The following is a 15053-nucleotide window of genomic DNA, read 5'->3' on the forward strand; positions in this document are numbered from 1 at the left end:
TTGAAAGTTGCAAGCCCCAATTGCTAAATCTGTCATACCCAACAAAAAAAACGCCCAGCCGCTATACTCCAGCGTCTGGGCGATTTATAATTATTGTGCGATACGGGAACGGAGGTAGGCATTGATAAATGCGTCTAAATCTCCGTCCATCACAGCGCCTGTATTTCCTGTCTCTTCATTTGTACGATGGTCTTTTACCATAGAGTACGGGTGGAAAACATACGAACGGATTTGTGAACCCCATCCGATTTCCTTTTGCTCACCACGAATTTCAGCAAGCTGCTGCTCTTGCTTTTCGATCTCCAATTGATACAGCTTTGCCTTCAGCATTTTCATTGCACTCTCACGGTTTTTAATTTGTGAGCGCTCTGATTGGCACTGGACGACAACTCCTGTCGGCATATGAGTGATACGGACAGCTGAGTCCGTCGTATTGATATGCTGACCACCGGCACCTGTTGCACGGTACGTATCGATTTTCAAATCCTCTGTACGTACGTCAATTTCAATTTCATCATTAAACTCCGGCATAATATCACATGATACAAACGATGTATGGCGTCGGCCTGATGAATCAAAAGGCGAAATACGAACAAGACGGTGTACACCTTTTTCCGCCTTTAAATAGCCGTACGCATTATGACCGGAAATTTTAAGCGTTACCGATTTAATACCCGCCTCATCACCTGGTAAGTAATCAAGCGTTTCTACTTTGAAGCCGCGCTTTTCCGCCCAGCGTGTATACATGCGCAGCAGCATCGAGCCCCAGTCCTGTGACTCTGTACCGCCTGCTCCTGGATGCAGCTCTAAGATGGCATTGTTTTTATCGTATGGCTCCGATAGCAGCATTTGCAGCTCAAAGTCCGCCATCTTCGCTTGAAACTGTTCCAGCTCCGAACCAAGCTCTTCCTGTAAGTCAGCATCCGGTTCTTCCTTCAGCAGCTCCAGCGTCATTTCTAAATTTTCCTGTGTCGATAACAAATCGTTGTATTCATTGACAATCGCTTTAATGCCATTCGCTTCATTGATGATCGTCTGGGCTCCCTGCTGGTCATTCCAGAAATCCGGCATAAGCATCATTTCGTCAAGCTCTTGAATCCGTGCTTCTTTGTTCTCTAAGTCAAAGAGACCCCCTGAAGTCCGCTAGTTTCGTAGCTGTAGTTTCCAGGATATTTCTTGCTTCTGCTAATTCAATCATTTATAAATCCTCCAACATGTAGTGTATATTGAATTATATTCTTCCAAAAGCATTTGTGCTGGCTGCACGTTCTGCTTGAGCCTCCACGCTCTTGCAGCGTGATAGGCGCAAATGCAACATTCTGTGACTACTGGATGGAATAAATTCTCATTATATAAGAAAATCCCTGTCTATTTTAACATTTAGAAAGCCGGCAGGAGATTTTCCTTAAATACGGTAAAATTAATCAGGCAAAAACCGGACTGCTAAAAGCAGTCCTGGCCATAAATTGCTATAGGAGTCCATTACTATACATTCTTACAGACATATATAGTGCTCTACTTACTCGGTTACCCCATGGCAGTTTTTATACTTCTTCCCGCTGCCGCATGGGCATGGGTCGTTACGTCCGATTGTTTCAGATTTGCGCATAGGCATTTTCTTCGGTTTGGCGCTTCCCTCTTCTTTCGGGTTCACTGCCTGTCCCTTCGCTACTTCCTCACGCTGCAGGTTACTGCGGATTTCTGCCTTCATCGCATATTTCGTTACGTCCTCGCGGATAGAGGCGACCATGTCCTCAAACATGGCGAACCCTTCCTGCTGGTACTCACGCAGCGGATCGTTTTGTCCGTATGCACGAAGGTGGATCCCTTGGCGAAGCTGATCCATCGCATCAATATGGTCAATCCATTTTGAATCGATTGCACGAAGTAAAATGACCTTTTCAAATTCGCGCATCCGCTCAGGCGTTAATGCTTCCTCTTTTTCATTATAGCGGGCCTTTACTGCCTCTTTAATGACATCGGTAATCTTTTCTGCAGTCAACCCTTCAAAGTCAGCAGCCTGCAGATCGCCTTCGTCCAGTAAATTAGCTGAAATGTAGTCAACCAGCGCCTGCAAGTTCCAGTCCGCCTGCTCACCCTGCGTATGGAGTGCCACCGCGTTGTCAATCGACTCATCAATCATATTCTCAACAAGAGCTCGCATATCCTCTGTTTCAAGTACTTGTTCGCGCTCTTTATAAATAACCTCACGCTGCTGACGAAGTACATCATCATATTGCAGCAGGCGTTTACGTGCATCAAAGTTATTTCCTTCTACACGTTTTTGCGCTGATTCTACCGCGCGGGATACCATCTTCGACTGAATTGGCTGTGAATCATCCATCCCGAGCTTCGTCATCATATTTTTCATATTATCTGAACCGAAGCGGCGCATTAACTCATCTTCCAATGACAAGTAGAACTGTGTCACACCGGCGTTCCCTTGACGGCCGGAACGACCGCGCAGCTGGTTATCGATACGGCGCGATTCATGTCGCTCTGTACCGATTACCGCAAGACCGCCAAGCTCTAGTACACCCTCACCCGGCTTAATATCCGTACCACGGCCCGCCATGTTTGTTGCAATCGTTACGGCACCTTTATTCCCGGCGTTTGCGATAATTTCCGCTTCACGTTCATGGTTTTTAGCATTCAGTACATTATGCGGGATTTTATGCTTTGTTAGTAAGTTCGAAATAATTTCCGATGTTTCAATCGCTACCGTACCAACAAGCACCGGCTGACCTTTACGGTGACGCTCAGCGATATCCTTAGCAACTGCCTCGAATTTCCCCTGCATTGAAGCATAGATCAAGTCCGCTTTATCCTCACGGGCAATCGGTTTGTTCGTTGGAATCGCAATTACCTGCATGTTATAAATATTGCGGAATTCCTCTTCCTCCGTCTTTGCTGTACCTGTCATACCAGCAAGCTTTTCATACATACGGAAGTAGTTTTGGAACGTAATCGTCGCCATTGTCATAGATTCGTTTTGGATATCAAGGCCTTCTTTCGCCTCGATCGCCTGGTGCAGACCGTCTGAATAGCGGCGGCCCTTCATTAAACGGCCTGTGAAGCTGTCGACAATCACCACTTCGCCATCCTGTACAACATAATCGACATCTTTATGCATCGATACATGTGCTTTTAATGATTGGTTAATCGCATGATTCAGGCGGACGTGGGTCAGGTCAAACAGGTTATCAATACCAAATGCACGCTCTGCTTTTTCAATCCCTGCTTCTGTCAACGTAACGCCCTTTGTAGACTCATCGTAGTTGTAATCTTCTTCTGCCTTTAACATACGGACAAAGGCATTTGACTGGACATACAGCTGGGCTGTCTTTCCTGCCTGCCCTGAAATGATCAATGGTGTACGCGCCTCATCGATTAAAATAGAGTCTACCTCATCAATAACTGCATAATGAAGCGGGCGCTGTACCTTATCTTCTTTATAAAGCACCATATTGTCACGCAGATAATCGAACCCTAGCTCGTTGTTCGTAGAATATGTGATATCCGCGGCATATGCTTCTCGCTTGCCGCCCTTATCAAGACTATTTAAGTTTAGACCGACCGTTAAGCCAAGCCAGTTATATAGCTCGCCCATCTCTGTCGCATCACGTGTCGCCAAGTATTCATTGACTGTCACAACATGGACACCTTTGCCAGCTAAAGCATTTAAGTAAACCGCCATCGTTGCCGTCAGCGTTTTCCCTTCCCCGGTCTTCATTTCTGCAATGTTCCCGTCATGCAGGGCAGCAGCACCCATGATCTGTACTTTGTATGGATACAGACCTAATACGCGTTTTGCTGCCTCACGCGCCACGGCAAATGCTTCCGGTAATAATTTATCTAAAGACTCACCGTTTTCATAGCGATTTTGGAATTCGGGTGTTTTCGCTTGCAGCTGTTCATCCGAATATCCTGCCATTTGACTTGCCAATGCCTCAACCTGTTCTGCCACTTTCTCAAGACGCTTTACTTCTTTTTTATTGAAATCAAACATTTTATTTAAGATGTTTAGCATGTATTGTCACTTCCCGTTTAGTATCAACTTTCATTTTATCATTTACTTGTATGACGGTGCAAATAGCCGGAAGGGTTCAGAGGGAAAATCTTAAAAAGATGACTGCTTGGAGTAGGCTATATATATATCTAAAATAATAGCTTATTTTACCTTTTGTTTCTATGTATTATAAAAAATAGGAATATCAGCTTCCCTATTTCTAAAAAATAAACTATTCCCCAGATAGTTTGTCATCTCGCACAACGGAAGCCTTTATGACGAAAAAGTAATGGCTAGCAAAGCATTGAGTATATAGAAAAAACGCCCGCCTCCCACATGATTGGGAAGGCGGGCGTCTATTTAGTTAGTTCGCTTCTGTTTCAATTAAGCCATATTTTCCGTCTTTACGTTTGTAGACGATATTTGTGCCGTCTGTTTCGGCATCCGTAAAGATGTAGAAATCATGCCCCAATAAGTTCATTTGAAGAATTGCTTCTTCCTGATCCATTGGTTTTAAGTTAAATTGTTTCGTGCGTACGATTTGGTATTCTTCGTCCGTCTCTGTTTCCGGTTCAGCCAGCGCGACATTTGCAAAGTAAGTACCTGCTCCCTCACGCTCCCGGAATTTACGGTTTACCTTTGTTTTGTGCTTGCGAATTTGACGCTCTAATTTGTCTACGATAAGATCAATAGCAGCATACATATCGTTATGACGCTCTTCTGCACGAAGCGTAACATTTTTCATCGGAATTGTTACTTCTACTTTCGTCTGCTTATCATTGTAGACCTTTAAATTGACGTTTGCTTTCGCATCCACGTCTTCATTAAAATAGCGTTCGACCTTCTCGACTTTCGTCTCGACATACTCACGAATCGCTGGAGTTACCTCAATGTTTTCGCCACGAATGTTAAACTTTAGCATGTAAACTCCTCCTTCAATACGGCTATATTACTTATTTCGATATCCAACCGCAAAATCCTGCCGAATCAAAAAAATCTTTGAAAAATTATCCCTGATTTTTTGATCCGAACGTCTCTTTCCGACGTCTTGCTTTCAGCTCACTGATGATCAATGATTCCACACCCGGCTGATTATAGAAGACGATACCATATTGATACCCGCTTCCAAATTTTTTACTCCACACAATTTCACCGATTCCACGAATTTCCGTATGATCGAGTGTGAAGGAAATCTCCAATTGCAATACTTTATTTATATAACTACTCAAGTCCGCTTCCGTCATCATTTTCATGCCGCGCGGACTGACATCCAGTACCTTGCACGCCAGGCGGCTTTCCCTGGTTCCAATCGGCTTTCCGTCAATCATCACGACAAACCCCGCATCAAGCGGCTCGCCGAACGAAAAACGGAACCCTTCTTTTCTTTTAAAAATCATCCTAGCACCCCCAGCTGATAAAAAAGCATGTTGTTCAACTACTTATATCGCCCAATATACGGCAAAATTTAGCAAATAGCTGGGTACTATTGAAGGATAATCTCATTGAAAAAACTATAGAGGTATAGGGGGAAAGCCCATCCTTTTAAGCAAAAGAATGAGCTTTCCAATGGAGCATTATAAAAATTATTTACGGTCTTTATCCTCTTTTGGCTTGTTTACCTCGTATGGTGCACGTTCACCCTCGCTCACCTTTCCATAATGCTTAGGTAGCTGGCTATACAAAAATGGGTCGAGATAGTCGCTTTGAAGAAGCTTTGATTGGAAATAATGGGCGCTTTTCTTGCGGTTAGCTAAAGAATTTTTAGGTACAGCAAGCATATCCGAACGTCCGCAATATAAAAAAATTTCCGTTCTCTTATCATCAATTTTCTTCAGCTCCTTCACATGATGCAGCCCATACCAGTGACAATGTTCATTTTTCATCGCCTCGCTCATAAACCATATCCATTCCATTCTTCTCCCTAAAGCTACCGGAAACATGCTAGAAGTATCGAGTAATTCTTTGGCGCTATCCTTTGCTCCGCGCAGACTCGATCCGACTCTTCTCAGATTATAATCAATAATTTCATACGGAGGCACCGACACGCGGATAACATCGTTTCCTTGAAGGATCATCGAATGGAGCTCGCCCGTTCCCTTTTCACGAAATGGGGCGATTCTCTTTGTCTCTCCTGTAATATGAAAGTCTGATTTCTTTTTCATAATTTTCACTCCTTTTCAATTTAATTAATTTAAAAAAAGGAGTATACTTGCAATATGGCAGGTATACTCCTGCTCCTTAAATCCTCAAGTACTGAGTCTTCCTGGACAACTTACTTGGGGATTTTATTTTTGCCTCTTTCACATCTTATTCACCTCCTTTAATTGGCTACTCCACAAACAGTTTCGACAAAAACTAAGTAAGCAGGCACACATCCCCCTCATATTTTTACTTCATATATATACAATTTTTCTGCTGATCTGGCTGTTTTCTACGTTGTGGAAATTACGAGTCTTGCTTTCTAGTAGACTACTGAAATAAATGTGCGAGGGTAGATCCGTATGCTCTAGGTGTAATTGGTGAAAAGCCGCTTTTCATGGGGTAAATTGGCTTTTCTGCTGATGCGGGCATAGTAATTGAAGTACCGTAATTGAGGTTGTCCTGCCATGATGTCGGGTAGAAATCTGAGATATAGGAGCATGAAAAATAGCACATAGGCCTATTTAACTCTACCTTCTCGTCCTTTCTCTCTACGACTACATTGTAACTGTATACATAATTTATGTCTATATTTTCAAAATAATTAAATTATTGAGGTCTCATTTTTGTACTTTATTCTTCTTAAATTATTGGTTCTTTTTCTCTTTTTCACGGAAAAAGGACGATTGATAAGTGCATTTTTCGACATTTACTAGCTTTCAACCCGTGTTTGCGGTTATATACATTCATTTTTTACTTAGCTGTGCATACTCTTTTTACTCAATAAAATATGCCATCTAACAGGCGTATTACCTGCTAAATGGCATGTACAAAAGTAGTTTTTAATTATACTTGCTGGGCGCTGCCGTATTGCTGCTGGCGCGTAATTTTGATAACTTCCTTCCATGTATCACGGAACTCTGTTACTAGGCCCTCCACCTCTTCAATAATAGCAATATCGTTTTGAATATTTGCTTCTATCAGGCGACGGTTCATATAATCGTATAATGGCAGCATTTGTTTAGAAATGTCGATATCCATATTTAACGTGGACATTAGTTCTGCGATGATTGCTTGTGCACGTTGGATGTTATGGTTTTTTTCTTGTATATTCTTATCTGTAATAGCTACTTTCGCTTTTCCTAAAAACTTGATACAACCGTTATATAACATTAAAGTCAATTCACCAGGCGAGGCAGTCGTTACACTATTTTGTTTGTATGCATTATATGCATTTGTTTGTGCTGTCACTATTGACACTCCTTTGAAGCTTTCATTATTTCTTGTTATCGAAGTAGCGGCCGTCCATCACTTGAACACTTGCATAAGGATTTCTATATTGTTGTTCATTTCTTTTTGCATTTTGTAGATCCTTCAAATCTTCTTGAATTAATTTCATTACCTTATTCAGCCGTTCACGTATTCCTTTATCTAATTCCACCAACATCTTATGTGATTTATTCTCTAAATCAACTTGGAATCCACCTTTTTGCATTTCTTCAATTAACAAACCTCGTTCATCCAAAAGAAGATGAATTTTCTCGATATACTCATCACGTTGCTCTTCTATTGGCAGATTCGTTAAATGTTGATATAGCTTAGCTGATGTTTGTAAAACCTGTTTTATCATTTCCATCATACTTACCACCTACAGGTTATTGACCTTGCATAAACATAGAGGACTGTTGGTTCGCTTTATTGATAGCTGTTTCCATTGCAGTGAACTGTTTCCAATAACGCGTCTCAATATCTTCAAGTTTGCGTTTCCATGTATCAATACGATTCTCTGTATCCATTAAATTCTTACCGATTGCATATTCGGCATCAGTCATTGAAGAACGTCCGGCTTTTTTCTCAATAGAAACTTCAAAGGATTTCATCGATTCACGTAGCTTCTCTAAATATCCACGTGTATCTACTTTTTCACCATTTATCGTATCTTCTTTTTTTCCTTCACTATTTTTAAATAGCTTTTCTACTGCATCTGGATCTGCTTCTAATGCGGCACGTAATTTGTTTTCATCGATTTGAAGTGTACCTCCCTCATTATAATTTTTCGAGGTTGTAATACCGATACTATATAGAGTATTATATTTCGAATCCGTTATGGCTGGATTTGACTGATAAACTAAAGAACGCATATCTGCCAGGCCACTCCGAATAAGCGCATCGTTACGCAGTAAACCACTCTTTGCTTTTTCTTCCCAAAGCTTTATTTCATTCTCAGACATATCTTCTTTTTGTTCATTCGTTAAAGGAGCATAGTCTCGGTATTTTGTTTGTTTTGTTTGATCGGATAAATCTTTAATCAGACCGTTATACGTATTAACAAATTCTTTAATCTTTGTCATCATATCGTCTACATTGTTACTTGATGTCATTGTTACAGATGCAATAGTAGTGGAAGTCGGCGGATTAGCCGCTGCTTCTTGTGCTGCTTTCAGCGTAGCTTCTGCATTTGCAAGACGTGTTTGTCCTGCTGCAAGGGCAGCATCCGCAGCCTCTTTAGCTGATTTCTTTTCATCATGTGGAATTTGTACCGCTGCAAGTTCTTTAAAAGACTTTAAATCTTGCTCGTTAAGATTGTCTAAGGCTGTTCTTTCAGCTCCAGATAACCCATTCAGCTTTGTTTTTAAATCATCACTTATAGTTAAACCTTCATATGGGTCTTCTTTTGTAAAATCAATAGCTTGAATTGCTGTAATTTCTTCAGAAGTTAATCCATTTAAAAAGCTTTTACTTATTGTATTATAATTATTTTGTTTAATTTCTCTATTTACTTCTGTACGTAAATCTGTTAACTGGGCTGAATCAAGATTTGATAGTGCTATTAATTCTTCTTTTGACAATGTGTGCAGTTTTTCTTTTAATTCAGGAGATAGCTCATCATCAAGGGACGATGAAATTGCCGCCAACATCTCTTCACGAGTTGCATCTGGATTAACAGTAAATGGTCCAAGCTGAGCGATATCTTGATCAGAAAGTTTACTTAAAAAATCTTTATTTTTAAATTTAGTATAGACTGCTTGCTCTGTTTCATCTAATTTAGAAGAGCCAAGTACTTCCGTTAATTTTGTCTGGTATGCATTAATAATATCTGGCGAATAAGCATTATTCGCATTTTGAACGGCGTTTTCTAAACTAAACTTAATAATATTACCATCTTTATCTTTTACGTCTTCATAAAGAGAGGCATAGGCATTGTCACGCTCTTTCTGAGCAGCTTCCAACTTATTTGCAATTGTAGTTAAAGCATTAAATGTTTCTTTAAGAGTTAAGGTATAACCATTAATTGTAAAAGTGTTAGTTGTGCGCTCGGTTGCAATACCATTCACTTCAAATACTGCATTTGTTCCACCAGAAGCTAAATCACCAGATTGGCCAGTTAATGACTTAAAACCTAGTTTATTAAAAACGTCTGCGCCAGAAGTTACTTGCACTTCTGCACCTACCTTATTATCCCCTGTATTTTTAGCAGTAATTGATACTTTACCACCTTCAAAAATAGCACTGACTCCTGCATTACTCGAGTTAATTTTGCTAATCAGTTGATCTACAGTTGTCGTATTTGGATCGAATTCTATTTTAGTTGCTGTAGTTGCCATATTTCCATCACTTTGAATAGCCTTTAATTCAATAGAAGTTTCTCCTATACCCAGCTCGCTCAGCTTTGTAGATCCAGTAGCATTAATTTGCTGTCCTACGCCGCGCGCTGCTGTTGCTAATTGTGATACACCATCAATTGAAAGCGTACCTGATGCTGTGCCTGTTGCTACAGCAGAGACATAAGCGGAATTTGAACTTGTTGCTGTTTTAGAAGTTAGGTTTTTTAGCATTAAATTATCCGCAATATACGTATCAAATGTTTTTAATTTTGTATTGATATTCCGATAAGCATCACGTTGCCATTCATATCTTTGCTTATTTTGGTAGAGCTTATTTAAAGGCGCTCTTTCCGCATTCATAAGCTTTTCCACTAAAGCGTCAATATCCATTCCAGATGCCAAACCACCGACTCTATTTACCATACTGTTTTCCTCCTTGTTTTAAACAGTTCTATATTTTCTCATCTACAATCATGCCAAGCATTTTCTGCATTTCATAAAATGCATCTAAAAGCTTTTTCGGCGGGATTTCTTTAACTATTTCATCTGTATCTTTATTAACTACCGTTACATAGTAGCGTTCCAGTCCCTCATGATACATAAACTTTGAAGCGCTATGGTTTACTTCAAGCATTTCATTCATTTTATCGACTGCCTCTTGAACCTTCGCTTTCGTTTCCTCGCTATGATCAAGGGGTTGCCCTTGTTCGGCATTTGGCATGGGCGCGTTGCTTATAGTAGTGTTTCCTTGTTTCGCTACTTTTTCTCCTGTTGAGCTGTTAGGAGAAAAAGATTTATTAAGCGTTGCTTCTATATCTGCATTTCCTGAAATACGCATGTTTTCCATCCTCCCTGAACCTAATACAAGCGTTGTTATGGATAATATCGGATAAACAAAAAAGAATTTCAGTTTTTCCATAAATCATCAATAAAAAACTGAAATTCTTATATGTAAAATGTGTGTGTTTTCGTAAAACATCCACAGCTAACTTTTCTATCCCCGATTTTTCTTTATCGATCCACCATTTTATAACAATTCAACTCATAATCATGATAAACATGTGCCCCATTGTAGTATAACCCAAAGACTCCATCCCTTCGTGTACACCTTGTAAATAGGAAGGATTATGCTCAACTATTTTTGCAAGTTGCTGTACGCACTCAATAGACATTTCCTACGTCCATATATTTTTGTAGTTTTTCTGCCATACCAGGGTGGTAAAATTTATAATAAGTTTGATATGTCTCTTTATCTACTGTGACATTCCAACCAGTACAGAGGGCATCTTCACAAGCGTTACCAATACAGCTAAAGTCATTGAAATAATCAGGGATTAATATAGGTCTCAATTTTCAATTTTCAAAGTCTTTTTCAAAATTTAAATTGTCAATTTATTAACTATTAAATTTGATAAATACTTACCAAGCATAATTTTATTAATAAATTCTTATAAAGTGATTTGTTTTTTTAAAGTATTCACAATATAATTAATTTCATTATCTTTTAGTTTTGGATGTATCGGCAATGTCAATGCTTTCTCATACCAAGCCTCTGCTATGGGACATAGTCCCTGCTCATAACCAAGATTCTTATAATATGGATGCCAATATACTGGAATATAATGAACATGCACCCCAATATTGGCCGCTCGCATTGCATCAAAAACTTGCTTACGATTTACATTTTCAAGCTGAATCATATATAGATGCCAGCCAGATTTTGTTTCCTCTAACTGTTTCGGCACTTTAATGCTGTCAATATCTTTTAATGCTTCTGTATACACTGCCGCAATTCCACGGCGATGCTCAATAAATTCATCTAATTTTTTCATTTGTGAAATACCAAGCGCCGCTTGCAAATCAGTCATACGGTAATTATATCCAAGTTCTGTCATTTCATAATACCAATCACCCTGCTCACTGGCATATGCTGTTGGTTCTATCCCATGACTTCTAAACTTTAGCAACTTTTTATAGTAGATCTCATTATTTGTGACAATAACCCCTCCCTCTGCCGTTGTAATAGGCTTAACAGGATGAAAGCTAAACATTGTCATATCTGCCTGTGTTCCAACTTTACGCCCTTTGTAACTAGCGCCAAGTGAATGGGCACCGTCTTCAATAACAATAAGATTATGTTCTCTTGCAATGTCCATAATTGCATCTATATCAACAGGTTGCCCAGTGAAATCTACTGGGATAATTGCCTTCGTTTTTGATGTAATCTTCGAACGGATTTGTTCAGGATCGATATTATAGGTGCGTTCGTCAATATCTGCAAACACAACTGTTCCACCAACATACCTCACACAGTTTGCACTTGCTGCAAATGTAATGGGAGAAGTTATAACTTCATCTCCCTCACTGATTCCAGCAGCATAACAAGCCCCATGAAGTGCAGCTGTACCATTACAAAAAGCAACAGCGTATTTCGTTCCAACATAATTTGCTATTGCCTGCTCAAACTGTGTAATTTTCGGTCCCTGTGTTAAATTTGGAGAAAGTAATGTTTCTATAACTGATTGAATATCATCTTCATCAATTGCTTGACTACCGTATGAAATGAATTTAGGATATTTCTCCATTATAATAGTAGCTCCCAACTTAGTGGTGTCCCTTTTTTTACATCTTGCTTAATTGCTTTTCCAATTATTAGATCATAAAATTTTGTTGGTAATCCTAATCCCGGCCTTACGTTTCGGATATTTTGCTCTGTTAAAATATCACCTGCTTTTAAATCCTCGCCAATATATAAAGAGCGACGGAATTTTGTAGAATTCTTTTCAGCCTCCGTTGGCCCATATTTTACATTTCCTAGGCTTTGCCATGCACGTTCCGTTTCCTCTACTAACATTTTTAATTCATGAGGTTCCATTGAAAATGCCGCATCTACTCCACCTTCGGCACGCGAAGTCGTGAAGTGCTTTTCTATTACTGTGGCACCATGTGCCACAGCAGCAACTGACACTCCAACACCCATTGTATGATCTGATAAACCTACTTCAGTTTCAAATAAATCTCTCATATGTGGAATTGTTGCTAAATTAGAGTTTTCAGGTGTTGCAGGGTATGTACTAGTACATTTCAGTAATATGATTTGGTTGTTGCCCTCTTCACGCGCAGTACGCACTGCCTCATCTATTTCAGCAGCAGTCGCCATACCTGTTGAAATAATTATTGGCTTTCCTGTACGTGCTACTTTTCTAATTAATGGAATATCGACATTTTCAAATGAAGCAATTTTATAGGCAGGAACATCTAAAGTTTCGAGAAAATCCACTGCCGTTTCATCGAACGGTGAACTAAAAGCAAGTAAACCAAGTTCTTTTGCTTTATCAAAAATCTCCTTATGCCATTCCCAAGGTGTATAAGCCTCTTTATATAAATTATATAAAGAGTTGCCTTTCCAAATATTCGCATTATCTTGAATAAAAAATTCCCCTGTATGTACATCTAATGTGATTGTATCAGGCGTATAAGTTTGAAGTTTTAATGCATCGACACCTGCTTCCGCCGCAAGTTTCACTAAATACAATGCGCGCTCTAACGACTGATTGTGATTCCCTGACATTTCAGCAATAATAAAAGGTTTTGTATGATGCCCTATTTGACGGCCTCCAATTTTAATCATGCTATTTCCTCCATCCTAAAAGAAAGAAGTCAAACTATCAATTAACTTCTTTTTGTTCAATATGTGCATTAATTTTTGCTATTTTAGGTGTACTATTTAAGAACGCAACGATAGTTGCACTTGAAATAAATTTGTCATTAAAATGATGAGCCAATACACTGCATAGTGCGTAATCTTCAACTGTATCTAATGTAATACGAAGTTCTGGATATTGGCGATCAACCGGCGGCTCGTAGATTTCACGTTTAAATTGTGCTTTAAACTCATACGCATAATACGTAACGTGTTCACGGTGGCGTAGCTCTGTAGTAATGGTATGTATACGACAAAGCGCATCGTAACTAATTATTTCAACTGCTAAACCACGTGGTAACTTTTGGGCAATATCGATAACTTCAGCTTGTGTATTCTTCGCCAATGCGACCATTTCACTAGCCATCTCATAATCGACAAAAGGACAATCTGCCGTTACTCGTATCACATAATCTGGTTGATAAAGATTAGCGCATTGTACATATCGGTCTAGAACATCTTCTTCCGATCCCCGATAATACTCTACAAAATGGTCCTCACACCATTTTACGATTGCATCGTCCTGTGGTAGTGAAGATGTTGCCACAATTACTTCGGCCACCCCTTCAATTTTACGAGAACGTGCAACTACATAAGATAGCACATCCGTATTTCCTAAAGGTTTTAACACTTTTCCAGGCAAGCGTGTTGAACCCATTCGGGCTTGAATAATTGCGATTATTTTCATAACTCAGGCTTCCTCGCAAATAGAATAACATCTCGGCCTAATCCTGCATCTGCAAAAGATTTATATAAACCTTGTTTTATAAATTTATTTTCACCCACAAACAAATTCATCTCTAATGTTTTTCTTTTTTTATGGCATGCTCTCCCTAACTCAGGATTACCGACAAATTTATCTCCCATAAGTAAAAAGAGCTCCATTGGAAAACTAGTATATTGCTCTAAAACCTCGAAGTTATTACATTCTAGCAATTTAATTAGACTTTTAAAATCAAAGTAATTTACATGTTCTAATGGGCTAACCCACCAAGAATGATAGTCTTGGTCTGCCACTAAAATATTTTGAAATGGATTAAAGTCATTAGGAACAGCCACACAAAAAATCCCACCGGGCTTTAATTGATTCCAAATAAGTTTTAATATTTTATTTGGATAAGGAACATGCTCCAATACATGATTCATATGAATAACATCATATAAGGGAAGCCCTTGAATAATTTCCTCTGAAAAAAACTTATTGTATACATTCAATTCCTGATCTTTGCTATAGCTATATGCCTGTAATGAAGGTTCAACACCTGTTTCATTCCACCCTTCTAATTTCGCAGCCAGTAAAAAATATCCTGGACCGGAGCCGATATCTAAAACACTTACTTCATGTTTTTCTTCAACATATGTTGATATTTGTTTTATACGTTCTTTATAGACTTCTAGCCACCATTCTTTATCTTCTTCTACCTTTTTTATATATTCTGGTTGTGCCTTCTCATAATATTCTTCGGTATATAGTTTTGCTATAGATTGATCATCTGGATAGGGATAAACATGTTTAAAACCACAAATATTACAGTCAATAATATTGTAGTCACTTTGTTTCACAACAATTTCACCCTTACAATTCAATAAAAACTCC

13 protein-coding genes are annotated in these 15053 nt (G+C 39.2%); all 13 read right to left on the reverse strand.

Annotation, left to right across the window (positions count from 1 at the left end; translation table 11 throughout):
* Nucleotides 1-90: 90 nt before the first annotated feature.
* The 13 genes from prfB to BOD01S_RS04500 all read right to left on the reverse strand — a co-directional run bounded on the left by prfB (nucleotide 91) and on the right by BOD01S_RS04500 (nucleotide 15043).
* Nucleotides 91-1195, reverse strand: a protein-coding gene (gene prfB / locus BOD01S_RS04440) for a peptide chain release factor 2 (RefSeq protein WP_143815047.1) whose coding sequence is annotated in 2 segments (ribosomal slippage) — nucleotides 91-1122 and nucleotides 1124-1195 — 1104 coding nt in all. Because the reading frame shifts where the segments join, the coding sequence is not laid out codon by codon here.
* 324 nt (nucleotides 1196-1519) lie between these two features.
* The gene (secA, locus tag BOD01S_RS04445; protein ID WP_036155681.1) at nucleotides 1520-4030 is read right to left on the reverse strand and encodes a preprotein translocase subunit SecA; all 2511 of its coding nucleotides are present in this window, start codon (nucleotides 4028-4030) and stop codon (nucleotides 1520-1522) included.
* Nucleotides 4031-4373: 343 nt separating this feature from the next.
* Nucleotides 4374-4931, reverse strand: a complete 558-nt coding sequence (hpf, locus tag BOD01S_RS04450; RefSeq protein ID WP_036155679.1) for a ribosome hibernation-promoting factor, HPF/YfiA family — start codon at nucleotides 4929-4931, stop codon at nucleotides 4374-4376.
* Between the two features lie 85 nt (nucleotides 4932-5016).
* Nucleotides 5017-5406 carry a PilZ domain-containing protein gene (locus BOD01S_RS04455; RefSeq protein WP_036155677.1) on the reverse strand — a complete coding sequence of 130 codons (390 nt, stop codon included), beginning with the start codon at nucleotides 5404-5406 and terminating at the stop codon, nucleotides 5017-5019.
* 186 nt (nucleotides 5407-5592) lie between these two features.
* Complete coding sequence (locus BOD01S_RS04460; RefSeq protein ID WP_036155675.1) at nucleotides 5593-6171, reverse strand: competence protein ComK; 579 nt, start codon at nucleotides 6169-6171, stop codon at nucleotides 5593-5595.
* An 823-nt stretch (nucleotides 6172-6994) separates the two neighbouring features.
* Nucleotides 6995-7399 (reverse strand): flagellar export chaperone FliS, encoded by a 405-nt coding sequence (gene fliS, locus BOD01S_RS04465; RefSeq protein ID WP_036155673.1) that lies wholly within the window; start codon nucleotides 7397-7399, stop codon nucleotides 6995-6997.
* A gap of 25 nt (nucleotides 7400-7424) precedes the next feature.
* On the reverse strand, nucleotides 7425-7787 hold the full coding sequence (locus BOD01S_RS04470; RefSeq protein ID WP_233153097.1) for a flagellar protein FliT: 363 nt from the start codon (nucleotides 7785-7787) through the stop codon (nucleotides 7425-7427).
* Nucleotides 7788-7803: 16 nt separating this feature from the next.
* Entirely contained in the window at nucleotides 7804-10176 is a 2373-nt protein-coding gene (gene fliD, locus BOD01S_RS04475; protein ID WP_036155669.1) for a flagellar filament capping protein FliD, read from the reverse strand.
* Nucleotides 10177-10204: 28 nt separating this feature from the next.
* Nucleotides 10205-10591 carry a flagellar protein FlaG gene (locus BOD01S_RS04480; RefSeq protein ID WP_036155667.1) on the reverse strand — a complete coding sequence of 129 codons (387 nt, stop codon included), beginning with the start codon at nucleotides 10589-10591 and terminating at the stop codon, nucleotides 10205-10207.
* A 610-nt stretch (nucleotides 10592-11201) separates the two neighbouring features.
* The gene (gene pseC / locus BOD01S_RS04485; protein ID WP_036155665.1) at nucleotides 11202-12338 is read right to left on the reverse strand and encodes a UDP-4-amino-4,6-dideoxy-N-acetyl-beta-L-altrosamine transaminase; all 1137 of its coding nucleotides are present in this window, start codon (nucleotides 12336-12338) and stop codon (nucleotides 11202-11204) included.
* Nucleotides 12338-13384: a pseudaminic acid synthase gene (gene pseI, locus BOD01S_RS04490; RefSeq protein ID WP_036155663.1), complete on the reverse strand. Its 1047-nt coding sequence runs from the start codon at nucleotides 13382-13384 to the stop codon at nucleotides 12338-12340. Before pseI ends, pseC begins: the two co-directional genes overlap by 1 nt.
* Before the next feature lie 37 nt (nucleotides 13385-13421).
* The gene (locus tag BOD01S_RS04495) at nucleotides 13422-14144 is read right to left on the reverse strand and encodes a cytidylyltransferase domain-containing protein (RefSeq protein WP_036155660.1); all 723 of its coding nucleotides are present in this window, start codon (nucleotides 14142-14144) and stop codon (nucleotides 13422-13424) included.
* Entirely contained in the window at nucleotides 14141-15043 is a 903-nt protein-coding gene (locus BOD01S_RS04500) for a class I SAM-dependent methyltransferase (RefSeq protein WP_036155658.1), read from the reverse strand. Before BOD01S_RS04500 ends, BOD01S_RS04495 begins: the two co-directional genes overlap by 4 nt.
* Nucleotides 15044-15053 lie beyond the last annotated feature (10 nt).

This window comes from Lysinibacillus odysseyi 34hs-1 = NBRC 100172, from assembly GCF_001591965.1.
Lineage (GTDB): Bacteria > Bacillota > Bacilli > Bacillales_A > Planococcaceae > Lysinibacillus_B > Lysinibacillus_B odysseyi.